The organism is Bacillus sp. EKM501B, assembly GCF_011800505.1.
In the GTDB taxonomy this organism is placed as follows: Bacteria; Bacillota; Bacilli; order Bacillales; family Bacillaceae_G; genus Bacillus_A; species Bacillus_A cereus.
Genome location: NZ_JAALFZ010000001.1, coordinates 315950 through 341662, shown reverse-complemented (window position 1 = coordinate 341662; position 25713 = coordinate 315950). Strand labels below are relative to the sequence as shown.

Below are 25713 nucleotides of genomic sequence, written 5' to 3'. Positions count from 1 at the left end.
TTACTCCTTTACACTGTTTTTAATAATGCTAGTTCATTAACTACCAACTTTTTCGAGTCATCATTCTTATATGAGATTAATTTAATAATAGGTTTTGAAATTTGAGACACTGTACCAGCTACAAAAAGAACAGGTACCCATTGCATAAATGTTAATGGAGCGGTATGGAATATACGAGCAAATGGCGGAACATATATAGCTGATAATAATACAAGCCAAGACGTTCCTAACGCCGTCACAAAGAAACGATCTTTTGACCAATCACGCATCGTTTCGTCCGATCCTTCTTGTCTCCAAGAGAATGTTTGAATAAGTTGACCGGCAACTAATGCTGCAAATGCTGATGTTTGCGCTACCGCAAGAGGCACGCCAACCGCTAAGCTCATACCGAATAAAGCAAGTGAACCTGCTCCAAGCAGTATTCCCCGCGTTACAACTTTTTTGTACAACTCTTTATCAACAATATCTTGACGTTTCGTTTGCTTCGTTTTGTTTCCAGGATTTACAGCTAAAATCATCGCTGGTAAAGCATCTGTAATAAGATTCATTAATAAAATTTGAATTGGTACTAACGGAATCGGCATTCCCGCAATAACTGCCGCACTTGTCACTAATACTTCAGCTAAATTTCCCGTCAATAAACATCCAACCGCTTTACGAATATTACCAATAATCGTTCTACCTTCTTTTACCCCTTCCACAATGGAACCGAAATGATCTTTTTTCAATATAAGATCCGCAGCTTCTTTCGTTACTTCTGTTCCTGTTTGCCCCATCGCAATACCAATGTTCGCTTTCTTTATAGCAGGTGTATCATTTACACCATCCCCAGTCATCGCTACAATTTGACCGTCCGCTTGGTATGCAGCTACTATACGTAACTTATGTGCCGGTGTTACGCGAGCAAAAACAGAAGTATTTTTTACAATTTCTTTTAATTGTTCATCTGTTACATTGTCGATTTCTACCCCTGTCAAAACACGATCATCACGATTCCAAATACCGGTCTGCTTCGCAATAGAAATTGCCGTAGTCGGATGATCCCCAGTAATCATGACAGGCTTTACACCAAGTTCAATCGCTTCACGAATACTCTCTTCCACTTCAGGTTTTGGCGGATCAATCATACCAACTAATCCAACAAAAATAAGGTCATCATTCTCAACATTACTATACGCAAAACCTAATACACGTAATGCCTGTTCTGCAAAACCTTCATTTTGTTGTAAAATGACCTCTTTTTCTTTATCACATAACGGATAGATTTCACCGTTATGTTGATACCATTTACATCTAGTAAGGATTGCCTCTACAGATCCTTTCGAAAACTTATACAATGATTCATTTTCCTTACAAACGACACTCATAATTTTCGTCTCAGAATCGAACGGTTCTTCATGATGTCGTTCAAATGATGCCATATCCTTATATGAAACACCCGCTTTAGAAGCAAAACTTAATAAAGCCCCTTCAGTTGGGTCACCTTTCACAATCCACTGATCGTCTTCATGTTCTAACTTACTATTATTACAAAGAACACTAATTTGCAGAACGCGAACAAAATCTGGATGTTCTAACGGCGTTTTTTCACTTTCATGATAAGTCGCTTCTTCTACTTCCATCTCTACAGCAGCTGCGACTTTAGACGACGTTACATCCGATATTGTACCAACTGGTTCATATCCATCACCCGATACACTCCACATACGATTTGGTGTGGCAATGACTTTAACTGTCATTTCATTCTTCGTAAGAGTACCTGTTTTATCAGAACAAATAACAGTTGTTCTACCTAACGTTTCTAAACTGGAAAGCTTCCGAACAAGTGCATTTTGCTTTTGCATACGAAAGATTCCTGCACTTAAAGCGATTGTAATCATAATCGGTAAACCTTCTGGCACAGCAGATGCTGTAAGAGCAACTGCTGTTGTAATCATTTGCGTAATCGGTAAACCGCGTAGCAATCCTGCTACAAGCACAATACCGCCAGCCACAAATGCTCCTTTAATAAAGGTTTTACTAATAGACGTCACCTTTTGCTGTAGTGGTGTAGGCTCTGTTTCTTCCCCCTTCATTAAGGAAATCATATAGCCCATCTCTGTACTCATCCCGGTTTCCACTACTATAGCTCTCGCCTTGCCGCGCGTTACGGATGTGCCCATAAAGAGCATATTATTCTGCTCCGCTAACGAAGATTCTTCCCCTACCGCATCCACTTTCTTTTCAACTGGTAGAGACTCACCCGTTAGCATCGCTTCATTAACTTCTAAATTCCAAGAGTCTATAATACGAAGATCCGCAGGTACGCGGTCTCCGGCTTGAAGGCAGACAACATCACCTGGGACGAGCTCACTACTTGCTACCTCTATCTCTTCCCCTTCACGGGTTACTATACAATTTGGCGCACGGAATTGATTTAAAGCTTCTACTACTTTTTCTGCTTTTCGCTCTTGAAGGGTTCCAATTACCGCATTGACGACGAGAATTGTCCCCATCGCTAATCCATCAAACACCCCGCCTGATAATACAGACAATCCAGCTGCTCCAAGTAAAATAAGCGATGTAAACTCTTTAAATTGCCCCATAAATGAAACAATCCAAGGAACAGACTGCTTCGGTTCAATTCTATTCATTCCATACTTTTCTTGTCGCATTTGCACTTCTCGAGCGCTTAGCCCTTGCTGTTTCTCCACTTGTAAATCTTTTATTACATCTTCTTGCGAGAGTGCATACCATTTTGTAGAAGTTTCTCTAGCTACCGAGTGGTTCATATTCAGTAACTTTTTATTAGAAAAAATCTTCTCACTTACTCGCTTCGCTCTAGATAAAAACGTTAAAGATAGAGCATTTGCCATTAAAGCGATAATAGGTGCCGTGAATATAGACCAAACAGCCAGCATCTCCCCGGCAATATTCCATATTTTCGCTACTCGAAAATGTTCTTTCACTAATAAATCGATTTGTTTCGCATAGGCGATTGACTGAAATATATTTTTCATTTCATAATAAGATACAGACGGAAATTCAATATTATCCTCACAAACAAATAATACTTCTTCCCCATCCGAACGAATACGCTCCACACGCTCTACAACATCACTATGTTGCCAACTTGCATCAATACCGTGCTGCGAAAGAACACTATGATTTACATGTAAACTATTTTGCAAAACTGCAAACTTCCACTGATTTTCACCTAATTCTTTCATTATTTCTGTGAATTCAGGTGTAATCGTCATTTTCGATCCAACTAACAATCCTACACATTTTTTACCTTTAGCAACGAACTGAACGTTAAATCCTTCTTTGCCAAGTCCTTTCGCTTCTAGCTCATAAGCACTTATATCTACACCATTTCGCTGCACAAATACTTTACTCCCGATAAAGGATGGAATGCCTTGTATGTCACCTTTTATCCCTTCGTCATCAACTTCGATTTCAAAAGCTTTCCTTAACGTTCTTCCTGTTTGCTTCGCTCGTTGCACAACTTCCTCTTTCCAATCATGCCCACTTTTCTCCAGCAGTGAGGCTGCCGTGCACCAAACTTGCCCTTCATCTTCTGAAATGCAGCTAATCTCCGCTTCTTCATGACAGAATATACGCGATACATCGTCAAATACGATTGTTCTCGTTCGGGACAGTTGAGATAACGATCCTTCATTTGGAATAAGATATCCTCTTTCCCTCGCAACGAGATCTCCTTGTCGCCATGCATACTCAGCAGACGAAACTGCAGGTTTCGGATTCGCAGCTAATAAAACCGCCATTCCGCGTAGTGGATTTCTCGTAAAGGCCCATGTTGCTCCCCCAAAAAGCATGCCCCATTTCGATTGCTTTTCACTGTATGCTTTAATCTCCGGGGATAAAATTCTTTCTTTATACGAATCTGTCTCTTCATTTATGTTCGCTTGACTACGCTTCCAATTTAAATAATTTAATAGACTAAGTCCCGCTAGTACGACGATATTTTCCCGCGCTAGTGCGAGTGCAAGCGTTCCTATGCCAAGCACTAGATCAGAATTCACTTTTTTGCTAGCAACCATTTTTTTGAATCCTCGTTTTAAAAACGGGTATCCCGTCAAAACAGATAAAGCCCCCGACAAGTAAAAAAGCCCTGGACTTCTAGCTAAAGCTGATCTTCCCATAAATAGTTGCTTTATACCGAACGCACCTAATCCAGCGACAGAAAGCGCTAGTGGCAATGGAACACCTTCACCTTTTTTCTCGTAAGAAATTACACTAGATGAAGAATCTTCTGCTTTCTTCGTTTCTTCAATATTGTTAAAGTTAGTATTCTTTGTAGTTTGTTCTTCTAGGAGTTTAATTATTTCACAAACGGTATGTAGAGAGGTCTTGTTGATATCGTAAGTAATCAGGGCTCTTCCTGTAGAGATAGAGGGACTCACTTGATAAATACCTTCCACGTCACGAAAACGTTCTACTATCAAGTTCGCCATGTCCAAGTTGTATTTTAGTTTATATATTTCAATTCGAATTCTTCCAGGTAACGATCGTATAAATCTCGTTTTTAATAATTTACTCTGCATCATCATCCTCCTTATCCTTGTAAAGGAAGTAAAATCACTTACTATCTAAGGAGTAACAGGTATGCTTTCGTAATCTACACTCTGCTCAGAATGATATGCATTTACACGAGACGCCCATTTTTCCTGGAATTTAGAAATAGTTGTCGGTACAGCTTCTACTGCTCCAATAATTGGCGATACTGTTTTTACTGCCACTTTACGTGCCGCTTCTTTTACTTTCGGTAAAGCTTCTTCCATTTCTGAACTAGCATTTTGAATTTGTTCTTTTGCACCGAGAAAAGCAGATACTGTTTTTACCGCTAGCTTTCTTAGCCCCTTTCTCGCTTTTGGTGACGCTAATATAACCGCTGCTACTCCAACCGCTATACCGATTGGTGATTTCATAAATTGAAACATGTACATTTCTCCTCACTTAATTTTTTTCGAATTTGTAAAGTGAATCAATCCTACCCTACCAAGTAAACATGTAATTCATTTCATCACATCCTTTTTTGTAAAAAGTATATATAGAGTATATATTTACGTTTGCATTATTTCAACAATTTATTAGTTTTTTGCAAATTTTATGTTAATTCAAAAAATATTTTTGTAAACACTCCTATTCCTATGCCATTAAACAGGTAATATATTCCATGTTTTGTTACTCAATTGTTGAGATTATATTGAGAATTTATTTTGTTTTTTCGCAAATCACAAACTAAGACACGCACTTTTACGAAACAAATTTTATATACTATAAAAAATGCTACAAGGAGTGATTTTCATGAGCTTATCTTATTGGAAATACGCGATTCTTACTCATATCACTGCAAATTTCCGTACCTTTTTATTCAATATCATTGTCGCTATTTTAGGAGAAATCGCCCTCTTTCTTGTCCTCAGTTTTATTCCAAAAAGATTTCATAAATTTTTTGCATAAAAAAGCCTGAGTTCCTATCTATCGTAGAACTCAGGCCACTTAGCCTTATTAAATAATGGGAACTTGTTACATAGATTTCTCAATACCCAATCTGGTATTAGAGAGAATATATCAGCGATTTTTTGGATATATCAACGATTTTTCAAATATATCGATTGTTTCTTTCAATATATCAACGGTTCGACACAACATATCGATTTACCAACAAATTCCGACATGTTTTACATGCGAAATACCCCACATAACTTTATACAAAAAAGACGACCGAAGCCCGGTCGTCTTTTCCTATTTATTTCGGAGCATTTCCTACATATTGCGTAATATCAACATTTAATGCCTGTGCTAAACGCATACCGTATTCTTGATCTGCACGGAAGAAGTTACAAACAGCTAATAATTTTGTGCGTTCATTTACGTCTTTTAGATCATTTGTTAAGTTTGCAATTAAGTTATCTTGCTCTTCTTTAGAGAATGAACGGTAACGCTCACCTGCTTGTTTGAAGTCATTTGGTTTCTCAATTTTTTCACGAGATACATAGCCTTCTACTTTCATAGTTGAATCGCGGTAAGCTTTGTCTTCAACTGGATTCTCTGCATGACGACTCGGTTCGTAGTTGATTGTAGATGGGTTTTGATTCACTTGCATCGCACCATCACGTTGTTGATTATGAACAGCTGCGTATGGGCAGTTTACAGGAATTTGTAAGTAATTTGCACCAAGACGATAACGCTGTGTATCTGGGTAAGAGAATAAACGACCTTGTAATAATTTATCTTCCGATGGCTCAATACCATTTACAGTTGCACTTGGAGAGAACGCTACTTGCTCTACTTCTGCAAAGAAGTTTTTCGGATTACGATTTAACGTCATTGTCCCTACTTCCATTAATGGGAAGCGATCTTCTGGCCATACTTTCGTTGGATCTAGTGGATCAAAGTCTAAAGAGTCCATTTCATCTAATTGCATAACTTGTACGTGTAAATCCCATTTTGGGTAATTTCCTTTTTCGATTGCATCGAACAAGTCACGAGTTGCATGATTGAAGTCTTTCCCTTGTACTTCTTGCACTTCTTTCGCATTTAAGTTACGTACACCTTGCTGTGGTTTCCAGTGGTATTTAATATAAACAATTTTACCTTCTTCATTAATCCATTTAAATGAATGGACGCCGAAACCCTCCATTTCACGATAGCTTGCTGGTGTACCGTAATCAGAAAATACCCATGTCATCATATGTGTAGATTCTGGACTTAACGTCATGAAATCCCAATAACGATCTGGCGTTTGAATATTCGTATCAGGTGCTGGTTTTAAGGAATGTACCATATCAGGGAATTTAATTGCATCACGAATGAAGAAAACTGGTAAATGATTACCTACGATATCGTAGTTTCCTTCTTCTGTATAAAATTTAACAGCAAACCCACGTGGGTCACGTGCTGTTTCAGGAGAACCTTGACCATGAATAACCGTTGAAAAACGAACAAATACAGGCGTTTCAGTTCCTTCATTTTGTAAAAATGCTGCTTTCGTATATTGCTTCATACTATTTTTCGTTACGAATACACCGTGAGCACCTGCACCACGTGCATGCACAACACGCTCCGGAATACGTTCACGATCAAAGTGCGCAAGTTTTTCTACTAAATGATAGTCTTCTAATAATACTGGTCCACGACGACCAGCTGTACGAGAATTTTGGTTGTCTCCAACTGGAGCACCTTGGTTTGTTGTTAAGCGATTATTTGGATTCATCTAGGGGGATCCTCCTCTTTCTTTCGTAGTAATCATTATTTATTTAAAATTATTATAAATTAATTATTATTCAAAACTAAATCTTTGTCAACTATTTCCTTCACTTTTTTGGAAACAATTTCAGCCAAACAGTCGATAAATGCAGATTGTGCATTCGGCATATTTGGTCTGAAATATTTGGCATTTAATTCATCCGTTACAACTTTACATTCATAATCGTTGTCATATAAAACTTCTAAATGCTCCGCTACAAAACCAACTGGGCAATATACGAAAGATTCGTACCCATGCTCTTCATATAAATCTTTCGTTAAATCTTGCACATCTGGACCAATCCACGGATCTGGAGTATTCCCAGCACTTTGCCAACCGATTGTATAGTTTTGAATATTTGCAGCTTCTGCAATTAAATCTGCCGTATGCTTTAGTTGTTCTACATATGGGTCTCCTGTTGCAATAATTTTTTCTGGCAAACTATGCGCTGAAAAAATTACGAGTGCTTTCTCTTTATTATCAATTTCTGTAAACGTCTCTTTTATTTGGTCTGCCCAATACGAAATAAATTTCGGTTCATCATACCATTGTTCAATTGGTTCAATAACAGGACCACCAATTTCTTGCGAAAGACGAATAGCACGGTCATTATACGCTTTAATGCTAAATGTAGAGTAATGTGGCGCTAATACGATACTAATCGCTTGCTCGATCCCATCACGCTTCATTTCTTCTACAGCATCTTCTATAAATGGTGCAATATGTTTTAAACCTAAGTAACAAGTAAATTCATACTCTGTAAATATGTTATTCATTGAATCTGTTAATTTATGCGCCTGTTCTTTCGTAATTTTTGCAAGCGGTGAAATTCCACCAATCGCTTTATAGCGCCCAATTAAATCTTCAAGCGCTTCTTCTGATGGCGTACGCCCGTGACGGATATGTGTATAATATGCCTCTACATCGTCTAATGATTCTGGTGTTCCATACGCCATTACGAGTAAACCTATTCTTTTCTTTGTCATCTATCTAACACCTCAATTTTATAAATGAGAATCTTTTTCAGAACGTTTGTTTCCAATTATAACAAGTAATAATAAGTACGTCAAAATAATAATTCTAATTAAGTATTATTTATAAGGTGATTTTGAATTTTATATGACAATTTCTTTAATAAAAAGCGACTTACATAATTGTAAGCCGCTTTTCCCTTATTCCTTAATATTTACCCCATATTCTTTAAACCAAACATGAATTTGTGCTAAATGAGCTAAAAGCTGTGGCCCAGTCATCAATTGACCAAACCATGGTGTTTGAAATGCACTGCCGCCAGACTGAATCAATCCGCTCAACTGCTCTTTATCAAACAGTTCGTGTAAAATTGAACCTTTATCCGTTAATATATTTTGAAGCCATACTGTTACTGCGTTTGTATAGTGTGGATTGTGCGTTTTCGGATACGGACTCTTCTTTCTATATAAGATGTCATGCGGAAGTACATCTTCTAACGCTTTACGTAATAGACCTTTTTCGCGGTTTTTATACATTTTCATTTCCCAAGGAATATTCCACGCATATTCGACAAGACGATGATCTGCAAATGGAACACGTACTTCTAAACTTGCCCCCATACTCATGCGGTCTTTTCTGTCTAATAATGTTGTCATAAACCATACCATATTTAAATAAAATAATTGGCGTCTTTTTGCTTCTAGCGGACTTTCCCCCTCTAAAATAGGAACTTCTTGAATCGACTCTTCATAACGCCTTTGTACATATTGTTGTAAATTTAATTTATTTCTCCATTCTTTTTTTAGAAGTTGTTCACGTGCCTCTGTAGAACGCATCCATGGAAATGCACTCGATTGTAAATCATCTTCTCTATAAAACCACGGATATCCACCAAATATTTCATCTGCACATTCTCCAGATAAGCCAACGACAAAATCTTGTTTAATTTCTCGGCAAAACCATAATAATGACGAATCGATATCTGCCATACCAGGCAAATCACGAACAAGTACTGCTTCAGTTAAATACTCTGCTAATTTTTCATTCGAAATGACGCAGCGATGATGGGTTGTTTGAAATGTCTCAGTCATTAAATTAATAAACGGAGCATCTGAATTTGGCTGGAATGCATTTGCTTTAAAGTATTTGTCATTATCTTCGTAATCAATAGAATACGTGTGTAATTGCCCTTTTCCCGATCTCTCATATTCTTTCGCTGCAATAGCTGTAATAGCGCTCGAATCTACACCACCTGATAAAAAAGTACATAGTGGTACATCAGAAACAAGCTGTCTTGTAATAGCATCTTGTAGTAAAAAGCGCGTTTTCTCTACTGTTTCTTCAAAAGAGTCTTCATGTTTTTTACTTTCTACATTCCAATATCTCCATATACACAAACCGTTCTTTGAAAATGTCATCGCATGACCTGGACGTAATTCTTTTATACCAGCATAAATACCGTGGCCAGGCGTTCTTGACGGTCCGAGTCCGAATATTTCTGATAACCCTTCTAATGTTACTTCCGCCTTCACATCTGGATGCGACAATATCGCTTTTAACTCCGAACCAAATAGTAAGCGTCCGCTATCATATTTATAAAAAAGTGGCTTTACACCTAATCGATCTCTCGCAATAAATACTTGTTCTTTCTGTTCATCCCATACTGCAAACGCATATATACCGTTTAAATGATCGACACATTCTTCTTTCCATTCAATATAAGAAGCTAATAATACTTCTGTATCAGAATGACCTTTGAACGTATACCCTCTTCTTAATAATTCCTTTCGAATGTCTTCTGTGTTATAAAGTTCACCGTTATAGCAAATGGCATAATTCGTTTCATCTTTTAAACAAGTCATCGGTTGTTTCCCCCCCTCAGGATCAACAACAATTAACCGTTTATGCCCAAATGCGACATTTCCTTTAATCCAAACTTTATTATCATCCGGCCCCCGCTTCGCTAACGTCTCAGCCATCTTCGTAACGACATCTCTTTCTCCTTCTAATGAGCGTTTATAATCCACCCATCCTGTAATCCCGCACATATAAATCATCCTTCCATCTTATTTCTTTTCTTGAACGTGCAGTAATCCCCACCCTAAGAGTGCGGATCAAAAAATGAAAAACTTGACGATAACCTACTATCCACATATGGAATAGCATTCTCACTCAGTAAAACGTGTTTTATTGTATGCCCACCTATGTCTAGATGTGTCTAGTTATAAAGAACGCACGAACTGTCTATAACAGGAATAACTACTTTTCATAAAGGAGAAATCGTATATGATACAACGTAAACATATTTTATATAACCAGCCCCGTGCTCATACAGTCGGTAATGTAGAATATATAAACAATGAATGGGTATTCTTTGATGATGAAAATGATGAAGCGTTTCTATTAGAAGATATTGCCGAAGATGGGTTTGAAATTTTGTATAATAACAATTGGTTACCAGCCCGTTTCTATGAACAAGATGTATTACAAATCGCCAACGAGCAACACCATTTGCAAAATGGTGAAATGGTACGTATTCGAAAAAAGTTACTTCTTAGCTATAATGAATGGCTCGAGGAATTACCTGACTCTGTCTTCACATTATTAACTGAATCATTGCAATCACTTCACTACTCTTTATATGATTGCATGTATTGTCATAATTATTTATCCTTCTTACCGAAAGAGGAGTCACGCGAAGGAGTAAATATTCTTTTGTTTGATAACGACGAAATGATCTGTACACTGCAGCACCATTTCGTACGTCACACTACATCAAATAAAAATATGTTCCGTTTTACGAAAGTAAATGGAGAAGAGTTGCATATCGATGCGACATAAAAAATAAAAACCACCTTATCTCCCAAGTCTTTGAGATTATAAGGTGGTTTTATTTTTATTTGAATACGTACCAGCCAAGTGGCAATTTCAGTCCTAAGTATAATACTGCTACTAGCGCAACAATAAATAAGCCCCAAACCGCCCCTGTTGGTTTGTTTTTGCTCATTTTTACAAGAACCATTTCCATTCCGCCGATAACTAAAATACCAGCTAACATTTTTAAGCCATACCACATGTGCATGCTACCTGTTGCTGTCTTCACAATACTCATGTACAACATGAAGCCTGTCACAATAATGATGATATACATTAGGCGAAGCCCCATATGTACACCTTTACCTTTTCTTCCTGCTGAATAAAGTGAATACGCAACGAAGAATAAAATTAAACCTAACGCCCATGCTGTAATATGCATATGTACCATCGTATTCCTTACCTCCTCTTTTCACACTTTTTCATCCTATATGATAACATGTTCATTTATTTTCAGGAAATGTTTCGCTTTTTTACATTTAAATGATATAATATTTAGAGTATTTACAAACTTCTTGTAATAACAAAAGGGGGAACAATCATGATTCAAACTAAGGATATTATCGAACTTACAGACACATACGGAGCAAATAACTATCACCCACTTCCAATCGTTATTTCTAAAGCAGAAGGTGTTTGGGTAGAAGATCCTGAAGGAAACCGCTATATGGACTTATTAAGTGCATATTCTGCAGTAAACCAAGGTCATCGTCACCCGAAAATTATTAACGCTTTAATTGACCAAGCTAATCGTGTTACGTTAACTTCTCGTGCTTTCCATAGCGATCAATTAGGTCCTTGGTACGAAAAAGTTGCGAAACTAACTAATAAAGAAATGGTACTTCCAATGAATACAGGTGCTGAAGCTGTTGAAACTGCAATTAAAACAGTTCGTCGCTGGGCTTATGATGTGAAGAAAGTAGAAGCAAACCGCGCTGAAATCATCGTTTGTGAAGATAACTTCCACGGACGTACAATGGGTTCTGTTTCTATGTCTTCAAATGAAGAGTACAAGCGTGGATTCGGTCCAATGCTTCCTGGCATCGTTGTAATTCCTTACGGTGATTTAGAAGCATTAAAAGCCGCAATTACACCAAACACAGCAGCATTCATTTTAGAGCCAATTCAAGGTGAAGCAGGAATTAACATCCCACCAGCTGGTTACTTAAAAGAAGCTTTTGAAGTATGTAAAAAAGAAAACGTTTTATTTGTAGCAGATGAAATCCAAACTGGCTTAGGCCGTACTGGTAAAGTATTTGCTTGTGACTGGGACAATGTAACTCCTGACATGTACATACTTGGTAAAGCACTTGGCGGCGGCGTATTCCCAATCTCTTGCGTAGCAGCAAACCGCGACATTTTAGGCGTATTCGAGCCAGGTTCTCACGGTTCTACATTCGGTGGTAACCCACTTGCATGTGCTGTTTCTATCGCAGCTCTTGAAGTGTTAGAAGAAGAAAAATTAACAGAGCGTTCTCTTCAATTAGGTGAAAAATTAGTTGGGCAATTAAAAGAGATTGATAACCCAATGATCACTGAAGTTCGCGGTAAAGGTTTATTCATCGGTATCGAATTAAACGAACCAGCTCGTCCTTACTGTGAACAACTAAAAGCAGCTGGTCTACTATGTAAAGAAACACATGAAAACGTAATTCGTATCGCACCACCTCTAGTAATCTCTGAAGAAGATTTAGAGTGGGCATTCCAAAAAATTAAAGCTGTATTATCGTAATGATAGAGAGGTTGTCCGACATGTTGGGACAACCTCTTTCTTTTTATATTCATTTATATTAAGATTTTTTGTAATTTTCTGTATTTTAAAATCGTAAAGGAGGTGCGATATGCTATTAAGATATGGTAAACATATTAACTATTTAGCTACATCTTTTATTTTAGTTACATTCTTTGGCTTCCTACTTTCCACAACATGGCTTACTCACTACTCAACTCCTACTACATTCACACTACTGAAAGCATCATTTTGGACTGCTGTTATTCTTACTATCATTGGTTTTGGACGAGAAAAAAGCGCACTTACGGTTATACTATTTGGCATTTGTACACTTGCATTCATTGGTCTTTACACTTTTTCCGTTATTGATTACCTCTATAACCCAAGGCCATAAAAAAGAGCTATCTTTTAACAAGATAGCTCTTTTCTTCACTTCACTACATTTCGCAAAGTACCAATTCCTTCTACTGTAATAACCACTTCATCACCAGCATGTAAAAACTTCGGTGGTGTGAAACCTTTTCCGACACCAGCCGGGGTTCCTGTTGCGATAATATCGCCTGGTTCTAAAGTCATTCCTTTACTTATCGTTGAAATAATTTCTTCTATTGAAAAAATCATTTTATTTGTGTTGGAAGTTTGCCTTACTTCTCCATTTACTACCGTTTCAATGTGTAATGCATTCGGCGCATTAACCACCGATTTATGAATTAAATACGGTCCCATCGGACAAAATGTATCGAAGCTTTTCCCAAGGAAAAACTGTTTATGTTTTCTTTGAATGTCTCGAGCTGTTACATCATTGATAATCGTATAACCAAAAACATGCTCAAGCGCTTTTTCTTTTTTTATTTGCTTCCCTCGCTTACCAATAATGATAGCTAATTCTCCTTCGTAATCTAGTTCGTCCGTTGCATGAGGGTGACCATTAATTTGCTCATTTATGCCAATAACTGTTGTTGGTGCTTTCGTAAAAATCATTATATTTTCTGGAATAGACTCTATTCCGCCCATTTCTATGGCATGCTCACGATAGTTTTTTCCAACGCACAAAATATTCTTTCTTGGTCTTGGAATCGGTGCTAATATTTTCACCTCTGTTAACGGATAATACGCCGCTTCCCCGTTCTCTTTTGCCCAATTTACAATTTCACATACTTTCTCAAAGCATTCAGTTCCTCTTTCAATACACTCTAACATTGTAATAGGGATTGTAACCTTTTCCCCTTTTTGTCTTTGCGCTTCTCTTAAGTGTAATACCTTTTTTTCTTCTTCATCCACAATACCTACAAATACCTTTTCTTCTTTCTTCGCCGTTACAAAACGCAATATTTCCACTCTCCATCCTAAAACTCATGCCCTTTAATTGTATTCGCATCCGTAAGAAAAAAACCTTCTCATACACGCTAATTTTTACAATATTCTTCTCATACCCTATTCGTTACGCCTTTATATTTGGCATAAAATGTAGAAATTTTACTTTTTTTAGCGAAGGTATTTCTTTTTTATGGAGTTTTTGTATAATATGTACTACATATATACTAAAAATTTCATTTAGAGATGGAGCCGATTTCAATGTTTGAGCAAGCGATTGAAAAAAAACGTGAAAAAATGATTTATTTTGCTGAACGCTATGGAATGACTTCTCAAAAAACAGTGGATTGTAGCCAAGAACTGGACAGGCTCTTAAATGTAATTTGGCATGTACATACGGATTTTCACCCAAATCAAACACTCGACACACACACGCAATAGCGTGTGTGTGTCTTTTATTTCAAAAAAACACACATTTTATTGAAAACGCCCATACAATAGTAGAAAAGAAAATTTTAAAAACGAAGGGTGTTTTATATGCCAGCTATGGTCGGACATATTCGTATCGTCAATATTGGATCAAGTGGTATTTTTCATATTGGAGATGTATTTGCGATTAGGCCTATTAGTTACTCACGTGCTTTCGCCGGGGCCGGCTCTTTCAACGTTGGAGACAATGTTTCTGTCTACAATTATCAAAGTGCAACGACTGTCAACGATTCAGATGTAATCGATCAAGCGATAATTGGCTCAACTTAAAGGAGGCAATTGCATTGAATTTTTATGTAAACCAAAGTATCATCATCAACAGTATTAAAATTGATAGCATTACAACCTCTTCTGTGTTCCAAATTGGTACTGCCGGAAGTATTAAAGCCCTATCTAAATTTTCAAATACGGGCGGATTTACGGAGCCGCTTCGCCCATTACAGGCGAAAGGACAAATTATTTCTATCAAACCATCAACTAGTTCTTCTTAAGACATCCTTGTCATAAATATATAGCAGGAATATTTTTACCCTCCCTATTGAAAAGGAGGTTTCACAAATGAATCAAGATATATATACTTACTTACACCAACTTCAACAAGCTCTTCAAACACAACAAGCAGCCATCCTGAATTTAGAAGATCAAGTGCGCCAACTCCAAGAAGAGCTTAACGAATTAAAAAATCGCCCCTCCTCTTCTGTAGGAAAAGTGGAATACAAATTCGATCAATTAAAAGTCGAAAATTTAAATGGTACTTTAAATATTGGTTTAAACCCATTTTCAGCAAAAGGACAACAAATTGAAGATTTTCAAGTGGATACAGAAACATTGAAGGTAAACCCTGAAACTGAAACAAACCCAGACTTTTATCAAGGTATCCTCCAAGAAATGCATCGATACTTAGATGAAGAAGCATATAATCGTATTCTCCATTTTGAACAAGAAGAGCGAACACCGCTTGATGAAATGTATCGACAAATGATGGTGGATGACATAAAAAAACAGATGGAGCATCGACTCCCTTATTATTTATCACAAGCGCAATCATATGAAGGTATTTCAACAGATCCAGATTATTTACGAGATATCATTATTCAGGCAATGAAACAAGATATTGACAAAGCCTTTCTCTCCTTTATTCAGCACATACCGGGAAATTTCCGAAAGGAGTAAGTATGTATGAACCTTAACGTTGTAAACCGTGAGTTAAAAGTCGGACAGATTAAAATGAACGGTGTATCGTCGTCCGCACTCTTTTTAATTGGAGATGCAAATCTCCTCATTCTATCTTCTATTCTCGATACACCATTTGAAACAGTTACAGAGGGTCCATTTGTACCATTAGTAACAGATGTCCCTCCTACTCCAGGTTAAGGAGACTGAGAAATTATGTTGCATCATGTGTCTATTGTCCAAAATGTTTCTATTATTTCTTTAGGGATTGCTGCTGTATTTCAAGTTGGAGATGCAAACCAAATGGAATTAAAAAGTAGAGCTATTGCCGTCCACCGTGAAATTCCTTTTTATATACGGGGAGAAGGTCGCTTTGATGCTTTTGAAATCTTTACAGATGAACACATTACAATTCCAAAACGAACGACAGATGTAAAATTAAACATTGTAAATGAATGCCCTTTTATTGAAGTTAATAACGTTGAATTACGCACACTTTTAAATTCTGGTTGCTTTCAAATTGGAAATGTTGATTATGGTTTTAATAACTCTCGTATTATACAAATCCGCCAATATATTACGGATGAACCTTCCGCACAATAATTCATATAGTAATTAAAAAGCTTAGTAAAGTAGGTGGATGGTATGCCTTCGGTTGTAGGAAATCTCGTCGTGCAAAACAGTAACGGCTCTTTCAACTTAGGAGATTTTTATAACGTATCTCCGAAAGAAAACACGAAAGCCTATAACGGATCTGGAGCTTCCAATGTTGGGTTTGTCGTGAATACGTTTAACGGTGTTAGTGCAACGAATACATTTGATTCTGATGTGGCAGATCAAGATCAGATTGGAACAGCGTAAAAAAAGTAGGAGATATTCTCCTACTTTTTTCTTTTATCTAATTCAAAATTATTAAAATAAAATTTTAATAAGCAAGAACTTTACTGTCCACAAATAGTGGTATAAACAAGTAAGTAGTGAAGAGGCACTATTTCATTTTATTTAAATGATAACCCGCTCTCCTCCAAAGCCCTCCTAAGCTTCGGCAAAGACGCAGGTCCCATACCATGCAGTTTTAATATTTCTTTTTCACTATATTTTGAGAGTTCTTCTACAGTTTGAATTCCATGGTGTTCTAATGCCCTTCTTGCTGGCGCTGAAAGAAGAGAGAGAAAACCTTCTTTTGGTTTTCTCTCTTTCTCACAGACTGGGCAAGTTGGACAATCGCTACTTTTATAGTACTCGTGTCCCTGTTCACAAGTTCTTAACGTTTTTTCCGTTACCATTTTCAAGCCCCTCTATTCTTCAATATTTACAACGTGATTCCCATCAAAGAAGTATAAACATTTCTCTTTTACAGGATGTTGTAAGCTTTTCTCCAGTGCTTTTGCATATAACGAAAGCTGCACTTTATATCGATCTTCTAAAATTGGTTTCGCTTGTTCGAATCCGCCTGGAAATTTCCCTTCAATCGTATCTGTTTTGAAGTCGATTAACGTAATGCCATCTTCCTCTTCAATCATGCAGTCGATAACCCCTTGGACAAGAATCGATTCCCCGCTATTCCCTTGCCAATCTTGATATGCTTCTTCTGCTGCAAGCATCATCGTAAATGGAACTTCACGCTCAACACTTTTCGCCGCTAATACCCTTTTACCTAAGTCACTGTCAAAGAATGAAATTACTTTTTCAATCGCTATTTCTTCCGCCTGCTCGAATGTTAATAATTCCTTATTTACCATTCCAGCAATTTGCTCTTGAAGAACTTCAACCGTAATCGGCTTCTTCAAATCAACATGCTGCATAACGGCATGGACTGCTGTTCCGCGCTCTGCGTACGTTAACCCTTTTTTCTCCATAAAGCGCGGACGTGTTTTAATTGGTGCACGTAGTTTTTTAATAAAGGCGTTATCACTACCATCTTCTGATTGATAATTTCTCTTTATTTCTGTAACAGATTGCTTCGCACGGTGAGATGTTGCTTCCTCATATCCGTACTTCCACATTAATCTATCGTACACTTCATCTTTTCGTTCACTTTCTAACGGCACAGCCTTTTTCTCACGAAGCGCTTCTAACAATTCTTGTTTCTCTTCTTGAACTGGCTCTGGTGCAAGTAGCGTATTACCGTCCACAACTTCTACTTTCCAGCTAGTGTCATACCCGTAAATTTCATCTGGAATACTTCCTTGTCCTAATTCAAGAAGCATTTCACTATCACGGTGTCTATATAATGAAGGTGCAATCCAGTCTAAATAACAAGACGCCCCGGCACGTATGTGATCTGGTAATAACCATTCACTATGTTCCCTCGCATCAAGCCATTTTTCCATTTCCTTATTTGCATCCTTAACTGTTCCGATTAAAATTAACTTCTCTTTCGCGCGCGTCAACGCTACGTATAGTACGCGCATTTCTTCCGCAATTAATTCCATTTTCATTTTACGCTTAATCGCAAGCTGTGATAATGTTGTATATTTAATTCGTTTACGCGGATCGATAAATTGCGAACCGAAACCGAAATCTTTATGCAATAAGAAACGTTTCATTAAGTCTTGTGTATTAAAACGACGACCGAGTCCAGCTACAAATACAACCGGGAACTCTAACCCTTTACTTTTATGAATCGTCATAATGCGAACAACGTCTTCTTGTTCACCGAGGGCCCTCGCCGTACCCATGTCATCACCGCGTTCTAAAATACGTTCAATAAAACGTAAGAAGCGGAATAATCCTCTAAATGATGTTGCTTCGTATTGTCTTGCGCGGTCATATAGTACGCGTAAGTTTGCCTGCCTTTGCTTTCCAGCTGGTAAACCGCCAACGAAGTCGTAATAACCTGTCTCACCGTACACTTTCCAAATTAAATCAGAAAGTGATTGTTGGCGCGCGAATTCACGCCATCCTTGCAGTAAGTTATAAAACCACTCTAATTTATCATGAAGTTCTTGCTCCTCTTCAAGTGGTGCCCCTTTTAAGAATGAGCTCATTACTTCATAAAACGAGCCTTTCTTTCCATGAGCACGAAGCGTCGCAAGTTCTTCATCGCTCAATCCAACGATTGGAGAACGAAGTACAGCTGCAAGCGGAATATCTTGCATCGGATTATCAATAACGCGGAATACGTTCATCATAATATTTACTTCTGTCGCTTCAAAGTAACCAGTCGCAAGGTCAGCGTACACTGGAATTCCTTGTAATTTTAACTCTTCCATAATTTGCGGGGCCCACGGCATGGAGCGAAGTAAAATAACGAAGTCGCGGTATTGTACTGGGCGCATACTATCATTTTTACGGTCATACACTTCATAACCTGAATCAACCATCGCTTTAATGCGCTGCGCCATAAGACGAGCTTCAAGCTGTGCTTTTTCGACTTCTGCACCTTCTTCTCCGTCTATTACTTCTTCTTCCGTTTGCTGAATGCACAGTAGTTCTGCCGCTACATCTTCACCTTCTGGATAGGTAGCACCTAACTTTAATTCAGCGTCTGCATCGTAGTCGATTTCTCCGACTTCTTCACCCATAATTTGTTTGAAGATAAAGTTCGTACCTGCTAACACTTCATGACGACTACGGAAGTTTTTCGCTAAGTCGATCTTCATTCCACCGCCCAATCCTTCTTGTGTGAAGCGTTTATATTTTCCTAGGAATAGTCCTGGTTCGGCTAGTCGGAAACGATAAATCGACTGCTTTACGTCACCAACCATGAACAAGTTTCCTTCACTCTCAGAATCTTTCGTTACGAATTTAATAATAGATTCCTGTACAAAGTTCGTATCTTGATATTCATCGACTAATACTTCAGCAAATTTATTACGATATTGGAGCGCCACTGCTGACGGATTCATTTCACCATTTTCACTTTGTTCACTTAAAATTTGTAAACAGAAATGCTCTAAATCTGTGAAATCGACCATTCCTTTATCTCGCTTCATCGCTTGGAAACGCTCTGTAAATACTTTTACAAGTTGAACAAGCTTTTCTAATACTGGGTGCATATCTTGAAAATCTCGTAAGAAACTTTCAGGTTTTCGGCTAAATAACTCTTCTTGTAATTTCTTCACTTCATCTTTCGCTTTATTACGAAGAGAGTCTACTTGTTTTACAACATCTTCATTGTAATCACTTTTCTTAATACGCTTTAACGTTTGCCACGATACATTTTGCATCGCTTCATACAAACTTGTCCACGACTCATGAGCAGCTGATGATAGCGTTCCAAGTAAAGCTAGATCTGCTTGCAGGGTTTCAATGCGAGGCGCTGGACCGTCAGGAAGCATTGCGAGTTCAGTTGCCTTACGAATATGCTGTTCCGCTGTTTCAAGCTGGAATTTCACATCTTCTAATAAATAAGAAGCATATACTAAATCTTCAATTGTCTTTCCTTCTACGTCATATGCTTCTACTAATTTATCAAGCCATTTTTCCGGATTTGGATGCGCTCTTGACTCTGTATGAAGCGCTAAAATCATACGTTGTAAGTCATCATCACTACGGTCACTCGTATAACGATCAACAAGTTCAAAGAAGATTGTATTATCTTCGATTCCGTACTCTTCTTCTAATATGTCATCTAGCACTTCTTCTTTTAACAATTCATTTTCTGTTTGATTCGCAATACGGAAACGAGGATCAACATCAAGCATGTAGTAATATCCTCTAATTACTTGTAAACAGAATGAGTGAATTGTTGAAATGGAAGCTTTATTTAATAGGCTCAGCTGCTTTCTTACGTGTTGAGAGCCTGGTTCATCAATTAATACCTTTTCTAACGCTTCCCCGATTCGGTTTTTCATCTCTTGCGCCGCTGCATTCGTAAATGTTACAACGAGCAGGCGGTCGACATCGACTGGATTCTCTTCATTAATAATCTTTTTAATAATACGTTCAACTAATACTGCTGTTTTCCCTGACCCAGCTGCAGCCGCAACTAAAATATCACGTCCATTCGCTACAACAGCTTTCCACTGGTCATCTGTCCATTGACTACCTTCTGGTTTTTCAGGCCAATTTTCTATCATTCTCCGCCAACCTCCTCTCTTATTTTCTCCATCGCTTCGCTATCTTTCATATCTTTTAACGATCGGAACTGATTATCTTCAAGTGACTCATCAAATTGACAAACAGATTTGAAGTTACAGAACGTACATGCTGCTTTATTTCCCATTTTATAAGGAGCAATATCGATAACACCTTCTGTAATATCTTTTCCGATATTTTCAAACGTATGGTGTACATATTTTTGCAGTACGTTAAACTCTTGCTCACTTGCAATACTTGAACGCGCACTAAAGCTACCGTCTTTTTTCAGGCCAGCAGAAATAATATCTGAACTTCCTGTTGAAAGTTTGTTATCCATTAAACGAACAACGTCAGCATCTCCTAATACGAGTCCTTTCATTTTAAATTTCTTTAAAATTTCTTTTTCAATTTCAGCTTCAGATGCGTCACCTTTCATCTCAACGATTGGGTTATGAATATGGAAATACAATACACCAGCTGGTGATGCTGCGTGACCTTTTTTCATCCACGTCTGCGCATTCGAAGTAACAACATCTAAATACGTTAACATTTGAAGTGCTAATCCGTAATACACTTCCGTTAAATCTAACGCTTTTGAACTTGATTTATAATCAATAATACGTAAGAACGTCCCGTTTTCATCTTCTGCCTTATCAACACGGTCAATACGGCCGACAACTTCCATCTTCACACCATTTGGTAATGAGAATTCCATCGGCGGAAGTGATCCTGTACCACCCATACCGAACGGCACTTCTAAATCAACTGGTACGAATCCGCTTGACTTCGCATGTTCACGAAGAATGATTGACGTACGGAAAATGATTTGTTGTAGTTTTTGTTTTAAATAGAAATGACGGTTTGAACTTAATAAAATTTGTCGTTGTAATAACGGTGCGATTTCTTCTATTACTAAAACAGAAAGATGCTCACACTCTTTTATGGATAAATCCGCCCAAGTACGGTTTTCACGCAATAGCTTGTCCGCAATTTTCTTTAATGCCGCATGGAATAATTCGCCGATGTCCGGCGCATCAAGCTTGAAAATATCACGCTCTCTAAGCGATAAACCGTGCTGCGCAAAATGAGCGTATGCACAACGGTTAAATAGTTCCATACGAGAGACGCTTCCTTTAATTATATCTCCGTATAAATCTCTACTTACTGCTGTACTTAGTTTCTTCGCACGATTTCGATAGAATAAACTTGATAAGACGCGGCTACTTTTTTGTTTCCATTCATCTGAAGTTACGTAGAAATTATATACGTCCCACCAAAAGTCTAAATTCCCTTCAAATCCGTATCGCTTCCACGTTTGTAGTTGCTGCATAACGTAAGATAACGTTACTTCTGGCGTTGCTACGTATGAAATTTGTTCTGAACGTGATAAATCGTTTACGTCATTGGTAATAAATGAATCTTTCACATTAGGGAACATTCTTTTTATTTTCTTAATAAAGCTAGACGCAAGTAACGTCTTTCCTTCTTCATCTGCAAGCGGGCATGAAATATATAACTTCTCAGATGCTCTCGTTACCATTTGATACATAACGAACTGTTCTTCTAACAAAGTTTGTCTCGTCGTTGGCGCTAATTCAATCCCTGCTGCACCAAGAACTTCTCTTTCTTCATCAGAAAGCATACCTTCGTCCATAGGTGCTGCTGGAATAACACCCTCATTTACACCTATAATAAACGTTGCTTTCACGTCAGATAACCTGGAGTGATCAATATTAGCAATTAACACTTGGTCTAATGACGGCGGAATGTTAGCAAATTGAAGTGCCTCAAGACCTGTCGACATAACGTCCGTAAACATAGAAAGAGACATTTTCTCTTCACCAAGCATCTCTACAAACGTATCAAGAAGGCTCATTACTTCTTCCCATACTTGTTCATGATCTGTCGCAAATAAGAAATCTCCACTTTCTTCTGCACGTATACGTAATTCTTCTAGTTTTTTCGGAACATCCAGCTCTTCTAGAAATAAGTAAACTGCTTCACACATTTGCATAACTGTTCCTGCACGCTTTAACCTTTTTTGCATGCGAATAACAGGTGTTCTTACAACGTCACGTAACCTATTTATTTTCTCTTCCATTTCACGTTCACTGTCTGTAATCATCCCGTTCGTATCATCAAGAGAACGATAACGGCGATACATCCATGGATCCTCTGAAGTCCACCTCTTTCCTTGTACACCGTACGCTAAACAGTAATTTTCAAATTCATCCATTTCTTCACGCATCGTTTCTTTTCTTACGTCTAATGGATATAAAAGCTCTGTTTTCACGCAGCGGAACACCGCATCATAACGCCAATTCCCACTAATAATCTCGAGTGCAGAACGAATACATTCTACTAATGGGTGGTGTGACATCGGGCGCTTTTCATCGATGAAGTGCGGGATATTGTAATCTGTAAATAACGTGCGCATCACATCGTAATAACTTTCCCCATTACGAAGAAGCACTGCAATATCTCGGTAACGATATTTTTCATTCGCAACAAGTTTACGAATTTCACGAGCAACACCTTCTACCTCCGCTCGTAAATTCGCAGCTGTGCTAATCGTTACACTCGCTTCACCGTTAAATTTTTCATTCGGACGCGCTTCATAATGAGCTTCTAAATGCGCTAATGCGGGAGAATGAAAACGCGGCTGTTCCATAAGTGGAATTGTTTTTTCAATTTCTATTTTCTCTTCACGCGCTACTTGTTTGATTTTTTCATACGTTAACGTCGTTTCATAAAATAAATCGAGTTCATTTACTGGCTGTGCTAACGTTTTTTCATCTATCGTTAACGTGATCGTAACTCTCGCTCCGCAAATCATAAGCTGTCTTACAATCTCTAACTCTTGCGGGGAGAGTGAATGAAATCCATCTATATAAATTTCCGCACCATTTACATATTCAGACTGCGGAAGCTTTTCCACTAGCAATTGTAGGTAGTCTTCTGAATCTAAATATTTTCCAATTAAAGCACGTTCAAAATCATCGTATAGTAACTGTAAATCATACACTTTATTCGCTAGTAACTTTTGTTCGGCACTGCTACTATGCGCATCCAATTGTTTCCACATTTCATATACGTTAGATGGCGTTACATTGTAACGTTTAAACTCTGCAATCATACTGCCAAGATGTTCAAAGAAACCGTTTTGCTCCGCTGCTTTTTGGAACACCGATAATCCATCTTTACGAGACTCTACAATTTTACGGAGTAACATATGTACACCCGCTTCATCAATATGAAGACGACTCGCTCCGCCAACTTCTTGTAGTACCTTCCACGCTAATCGTGAAAAACTAAAAACTTGTGCCCGAATAGAACCTCTTACATCCTCACTTCCAATTAACGCCTGCTGCGTCTGGAATGTCATCTGTTCTGGCACAAGATATAATATTGTTTTCCCTCTCGGGCGTTGTTTTAACTCTTCTTGCACTTCGCGTAAACAAAGTGTACTTTTTCCACTTCCCGCTCTACCAATCACAAATCGAAGTGACATGTAACCCCACCTTTCACTTACATAACGAACGTTAGTTTGCTACTATAATTGTATTATAGTACACGAAAAAAGACAAACTGAGTTGTTTGTCTTTTCTATACTTCTACTTCATTATATCAACCTTTTGAAAAATTCGTTTGCACCTCTTGAATTGGCCAATATCGCAAATCAACTTTACCGACAACTGTATCAGCTTTTACAAAGCCAAAGTGTCTACTATCCCAGCTCCCGAGCCGGTTATCACCTACTACAAAAATAAACCCGGGTGGCACCAGCTTTTCTTTCGTTAACTCTTCTAATGTAAAGTCGCCTGTTAGTTGCCTTCCATTTATCTCTTTCTTATACTTCTCTAAATACGGCTCATCAATAAATTGACCGTTTATATATAACTTATCCTGCTTATATTCAATATGATCTCCAGGTAAACCGATAACCCGCTTTACATAGTCCTCTTTTTTATTCGCATGAAATACCACAACGTCAAATCTGTTCAAGTCCCCAACTTGATAACTCACCTTATTTACAACTAGCATATTGCCATCCTGCAATGTCGGCATCATTGACTTCCCCTCTACAACATACGTTGAAAAGAAAAACGTTCGAAAAAATACAGCTAATAATACACCAATTAAAATTGTTCGTATCCACTCTATGCCTTCTTTTTTCAAAGTTTTCTTCATCTGCTTCTCCCCTTATCCTTTAATACTGAAGCTTTCCTTTACAAAGAAGACTATTCTTAATGTAGTTCTAACTTTACTTCGATTTTCTTACCGACATACCATAAAATAAAAATACCAATCGCTACAATAACTGATTTCACTGGATTATGAATAAATGACATTAAATCATGACCGATATACGTTAAAATAAAAATCATCACAAGTTTTCCGAATGCTAACGCTAGACCAAACTGTTTTACACTAATTCGGGATAAACCAGCGACAACATTTATTAGCGCTGACGGTGTAAACGGAAAACAAAATATAACAAAAATCGGTGCGAATCCTTTCCTTTCAATCCACCCCATTGCTTTTCGTACTCTCTCATGCTTATTTACAAACGAAAAGAAACGACTGCGACCAAAATGGCGGATGATGAAAAAGACAAGTAATGCACCCATTACTGATCCAAGCCATGAATAAAGAAAACCGAGCCAAAAGCCAAATGCAACAGCATTCGCCAGTACAAATACAATAAGCGGTAATGCTGGAATCAACGCCTCTATCATCGGTAAACCAATACCAAGAAGTGGTCCGAACGCTTTATAACTCTCAACAATATGATCCATATTTTCTGGTGAAAAATACTCTTTGATTGTCTGAAAATCCATTCTACACTTTACCCCTTTACTCTAAATACTATCCCTAC

Annotated in this window: 23 protein-coding genes; 11 read left to right on the top strand and 12 right to left on the bottom strand. The window is 37.8% G+C overall.

Going from position 1 to position 25713, the window contains the following annotated elements:
* Positions 1–8: 8 nt before the first annotated feature.
* Together HFD78_RS01775 and HFD78_RS01770 are read right to left on the bottom strand one after the other, a co-directional pair.
* On the bottom strand, positions 9–4547 hold the full coding sequence (locus HFD78_RS01775; protein ID WP_001190888.1) for a cation-translocating P-type ATPase: 4539 nt from the start codon (positions 4545–4547) through the stop codon (positions 9–11).
* Positions 4548–4592: 45 nt separating this feature from the next.
* On the bottom strand, positions 4593–4943 hold the full coding sequence (locus HFD78_RS01770) for a YtxH domain-containing protein (RefSeq protein WP_000486133.1): 351 nt from the start codon (positions 4941–4943) through the stop codon (positions 4593–4595).
* A 367-nt stretch (positions 4944–5310) separates the two neighbouring features.
* Here HFD78_RS01770 and HFD78_RS01765 point away from each other — a divergent pair, with 367 nt between their 5' ends.
* Positions 5311–5466: a hypothetical protein gene (locus tag HFD78_RS01765; RefSeq protein ID WP_023901154.1), complete on the top strand. Its 156-nt coding sequence runs from the start codon at positions 5311–5313 to the stop codon at positions 5464–5466.
* Between the two features lie 289 nt (positions 5467–5755).
* Here the strand turns inward: HFD78_RS01765 and katB are convergent, their stop codons facing one another.
* From katB to asnB, 3 genes are all read right to left on the bottom strand, one after another.
* Positions 5756–7222 carry a catalase KatB gene (katB, locus tag HFD78_RS01760; RefSeq protein ID WP_001069180.1) on the bottom strand — a complete coding sequence of 489 codons (1467 nt, stop codon included), beginning with the start codon at positions 7220–7222 and terminating at the stop codon, positions 5756–5758.
* 59 nt (positions 7223–7281) lie between these two features.
* Positions 7282–8241 carry a ferrochelatase gene (gene hemH, locus HFD78_RS01755; protein ID WP_000163132.1) on the bottom strand — a complete coding sequence of 320 codons (960 nt, stop codon included), beginning with the start codon at positions 8239–8241 and terminating at the stop codon, positions 7282–7284.
* A 186-nt stretch (positions 8242–8427) separates the two neighbouring features.
* Positions 8428–10275: an asparagine synthase (glutamine-hydrolyzing) gene (asnB, locus tag HFD78_RS01750; RefSeq protein ID WP_000334003.1), complete on the bottom strand. Its 1848-nt coding sequence runs from the start codon at positions 10273–10275 to the stop codon at positions 8428–8430.
* Positions 10276–10513: 238 nt separating this feature from the next.
* Between asnB and HFD78_RS01745 the strand changes: the two genes are divergently transcribed.
* A complete protein-coding gene (locus tag HFD78_RS01745) occupies positions 10514–11068 on the top strand; it encodes a DUF2777 domain-containing protein (RefSeq protein WP_000616049.1) in 555 nt (184 codons plus the stop codon).
* A gap of 55 nt (positions 11069–11123) precedes the next feature.
* On the opposite strand, the gene HFD78_RS01740 is transcribed toward HFD78_RS01745, so the two are convergent.
* Positions 11124–11492 (bottom strand): YisL family protein, encoded by a 369-nt coding sequence (locus HFD78_RS01740; protein ID WP_000233495.1) that lies wholly within the window; start codon positions 11490–11492, stop codon positions 11124–11126.
* Between the two features lie 150 nt (positions 11493–11642).
* Here HFD78_RS01740 and rocD point away from each other — a divergent pair, with 150 nt between their 5' ends.
* Both rocD and HFD78_RS01730 read left to right on the top strand, forming a co-directional pair.
* Entirely contained in the window at positions 11643–12833 is a 1191-nt protein-coding gene (rocD, locus tag HFD78_RS01735) for an ornithine aminotransferase (RefSeq protein ID WP_000616658.1), read from the top strand.
* A 109-nt stretch (positions 12834–12942) separates the two neighbouring features.
* Positions 12943–13227, top strand: coding sequence for a hypothetical protein (locus HFD78_RS01730; protein ID WP_000926864.1), 285 nt, complete (start codon positions 12943–12945; stop codon positions 13225–13227).
* Between the two features lie 35 nt (positions 13228–13262).
* Here the strand turns inward: HFD78_RS01730 and HFD78_RS01725 are convergent, their stop codons facing one another.
* Entirely contained in the window at positions 13263–14162 is a 900-nt protein-coding gene (locus tag HFD78_RS01725) for a fumarylacetoacetate hydrolase family protein (protein WP_001213086.1), read from the bottom strand.
* A gap of 246 nt (positions 14163–14408) precedes the next feature.
* Here HFD78_RS01725 and HFD78_RS01720 point away from each other — a divergent pair, with 246 nt between their 5' ends.
* The 7 genes from HFD78_RS01720 to gerPF all read left to right on the top strand — a co-directional run bounded on the left by HFD78_RS01720 (position 14409) and on the right by gerPF (position 16670).
* Positions 14409–14588 (top strand): aspartyl-phosphate phosphatase Spo0E family protein, encoded by a 180-nt coding sequence (locus HFD78_RS01720; protein WP_000462845.1) that lies wholly within the window; start codon positions 14409–14411, stop codon positions 14586–14588.
* Positions 14589–14684: 96 nt separating this feature from the next.
* Positions 14685–14906 carry a spore germination protein GerPA gene (gerPA, locus tag HFD78_RS01715; RefSeq protein ID WP_001111187.1) on the top strand — a complete coding sequence of 74 codons (222 nt, stop codon included), beginning with the start codon at positions 14685–14687 and terminating at the stop codon, positions 14904–14906.
* Positions 14907–14920: 14 nt separating this feature from the next.
* Positions 14921–15127: a spore germination protein GerPB gene (gerPB, locus tag HFD78_RS01710; protein ID WP_001012508.1), complete on the top strand. Its 207-nt coding sequence runs from the start codon at positions 14921–14923 to the stop codon at positions 15125–15127.
* A 67-nt stretch (positions 15128–15194) separates the two neighbouring features.
* Positions 15195–15809 (top strand): spore germination protein GerPC, encoded by a 615-nt coding sequence (gerPC, locus tag HFD78_RS01705; protein WP_001070760.1) that lies wholly within the window; start codon positions 15195–15197, stop codon positions 15807–15809.
* Positions 15810–15815: 6 nt separating this feature from the next.
* Positions 15816–16010, top strand: a complete 195-nt coding sequence (gerPD, locus tag HFD78_RS01700) for a spore germination protein GerPD (RefSeq protein ID WP_001052807.1) — start codon at positions 15816–15818, stop codon at positions 16008–16010.
* Between the two features lie 15 nt (positions 16011–16025).
* On the top strand, positions 16026–16412 hold the full coding sequence (locus HFD78_RS01695) for a spore germination protein GerPE (protein WP_000902319.1): 387 nt from the start codon (positions 16026–16028) through the stop codon (positions 16410–16412).
* A 42-nt stretch (positions 16413–16454) separates the two neighbouring features.
* Positions 16455–16670: a spore germination protein GerPF gene (gene gerPF, locus HFD78_RS01690; RefSeq protein ID WP_001141566.1), complete on the top strand. Its 216-nt coding sequence runs from the start codon at positions 16455–16457 to the stop codon at positions 16668–16670.
* 137 nt (positions 16671–16807) lie between these two features.
* On the opposite strand, the gene HFD78_RS01685 is transcribed toward gerPF, so the two are convergent.
* The 5 genes from HFD78_RS01685 to HFD78_RS01665 form a co-directional block, all read right to left on the bottom strand.
* Positions 16808–17095, bottom strand: a complete 288-nt coding sequence (locus HFD78_RS01685) for an RNA polymerase alpha subunit C-terminal domain-containing protein (RefSeq protein ID WP_000255727.1) — start codon at positions 17093–17095, stop codon at positions 16808–16810.
* A 12-nt stretch (positions 17096–17107) separates the two neighbouring features.
* Positions 17108–20833 (bottom strand): helicase-exonuclease AddAB subunit AddA, encoded by a 3726-nt coding sequence (addA, locus tag HFD78_RS01680; RefSeq protein ID WP_000572256.1) that lies wholly within the window; start codon positions 20831–20833, stop codon positions 17108–17110.
* Entirely contained in the window at positions 20830–24345 is a 3516-nt protein-coding gene (addB, locus tag HFD78_RS01675) for a helicase-exonuclease AddAB subunit AddB (RefSeq protein ID WP_000058584.1), read from the bottom strand. Before addB ends, addA begins: the two co-directional genes overlap by 4 nt.
* A 116-nt stretch (positions 24346–24461) precedes the next feature.
* Positions 24462–25025: a signal peptidase I gene (lepB, locus tag HFD78_RS01670; RefSeq protein WP_000751910.1), complete on the bottom strand. Its 564-nt coding sequence runs from the start codon at positions 25023–25025 to the stop codon at positions 24462–24464.
* Between the two features lie 56 nt (positions 25026–25081).
* Positions 25082–25675 carry a TVP38/TMEM64 family protein gene (locus HFD78_RS01665; RefSeq protein WP_000347517.1) on the bottom strand — a complete coding sequence of 198 codons (594 nt, stop codon included), beginning with the start codon at positions 25673–25675 and terminating at the stop codon, positions 25082–25084.
* Positions 25676–25713 lie beyond the last annotated feature (38 nt).

What these genes read in the sequence shown, in the direction of transcription:
- lepB (WP_000751910.1), bottom strand. Translation starts at nt 25,025, where the DNA reads ATGAAGAAAACTTTGAAAAAAGAAGGCATAGAGTGGATACGAACAATT.
- HFD78_RS01720 (WP_000462845.1), top strand. Translation starts at nt 14,409, where the DNA reads ATGTTTGAGCAAGCGATTGAAAAAAAACGTGAAAAAATGATTTATTTT.
- HFD78_RS01685 (WP_000255727.1), bottom strand. Translation starts at nt 17,095, where the DNA reads ATGGTAACGGAAAAAACGTTAAGAACTTGTGAACAGGGACACGAGTAC.
- HFD78_RS01745 (WP_000616049.1), top strand. Translation starts at nt 10,514, where the DNA reads ATGATACAACGTAAACATATTTTATATAACCAGCCCCGTGCTCATACA.
- addA (WP_000572256.1), bottom strand. Translation starts at nt 20,833, where the DNA reads ATGATAGAAAATTGGCCTGAAAAACCAGAAGGTAGTCAATGGACAGAT.
- gerPD (WP_001052807.1), top strand. Translation starts at nt 15,816, where the DNA reads ATGAACCTTAACGTTGTAAACCGTGAGTTAAAAGTCGGACAGATTAAA.
- HFD78_RS01730 (WP_000926864.1), top strand. Translation starts at nt 12,943, where the DNA reads ATGCTATTAAGATATGGTAAACATATTAACTATTTAGCTACATCTTTT.
- HFD78_RS01775 (WP_001190888.1), bottom strand. Translation starts at nt 4,547, where the DNA reads ATGCAGAGTAAATTATTAAAAACGAGATTTATACGATCGTTACCTGGA.
- asnB (WP_000334003.1), bottom strand. Translation starts at nt 10,275, where the DNA reads ATGTGCGGGATTACAGGATGGGTGGATTATAAACGCTCATTAGAAGGA.
- HFD78_RS01695 (WP_000902319.1), top strand. Translation starts at nt 16,026, where the DNA reads ATGTTGCATCATGTGTCTATTGTCCAAAATGTTTCTATTATTTCTTTA.
- gerPF (WP_001141566.1), top strand. Translation starts at nt 16,455, where the DNA reads ATGCCTTCGGTTGTAGGAAATCTCGTCGTGCAAAACAGTAACGGCTCT.
- hemH (WP_000163132.1), bottom strand. Translation starts at nt 8,241, where the DNA reads ATGACAAAGAAAAGAATAGGTTTACTCGTAATGGCGTATGGAACACCA.
- katB (WP_001069180.1), bottom strand. Translation starts at nt 7,222, where the DNA reads ATGAATCCAAATAATCGCTTAACAACAAACCAAGGTGCTCCAGTTGGA.
- HFD78_RS01770 (WP_000486133.1), bottom strand. Translation starts at nt 4,943, where the DNA reads ATGTTTCAATTTATGAAATCACCAATCGGTATAGCGGTTGGAGTAGCA.
- HFD78_RS01665 (WP_000347517.1), bottom strand. Translation starts at nt 25,675, where the DNA reads ATGGATTTTCAGACAATCAAAGAGTATTTTTCACCAGAAAATATGGAT.
- HFD78_RS01740 (WP_000233495.1), bottom strand. Translation starts at nt 11,492, where the DNA reads ATGGTACATATGCATATTACAGCATGGGCGTTAGGTTTAATTTTATTC.
- rocD (WP_000616658.1), top strand. Translation starts at nt 11,643, where the DNA reads ATGATTCAAACTAAGGATATTATCGAACTTACAGACACATACGGAGCA.
- gerPA (WP_001111187.1), top strand. Translation starts at nt 14,685, where the DNA reads ATGCCAGCTATGGTCGGACATATTCGTATCGTCAATATTGGATCAAGT.
- addB (WP_000058584.1), bottom strand. Translation starts at nt 24,345, where the DNA reads ATGTCACTTCGATTTGTGATTGGTAGAGCGGGAAGTGGAAAAAGTACA.
- HFD78_RS01765 (WP_023901154.1), top strand. Translation starts at nt 5,311, where the DNA reads ATGAGCTTATCTTATTGGAAATACGCGATTCTTACTCATATCACTGCA.
- gerPC (WP_001070760.1), top strand. Translation starts at nt 15,195, where the DNA reads ATGAATCAAGATATATATACTTACTTACACCAACTTCAACAAGCTCTT.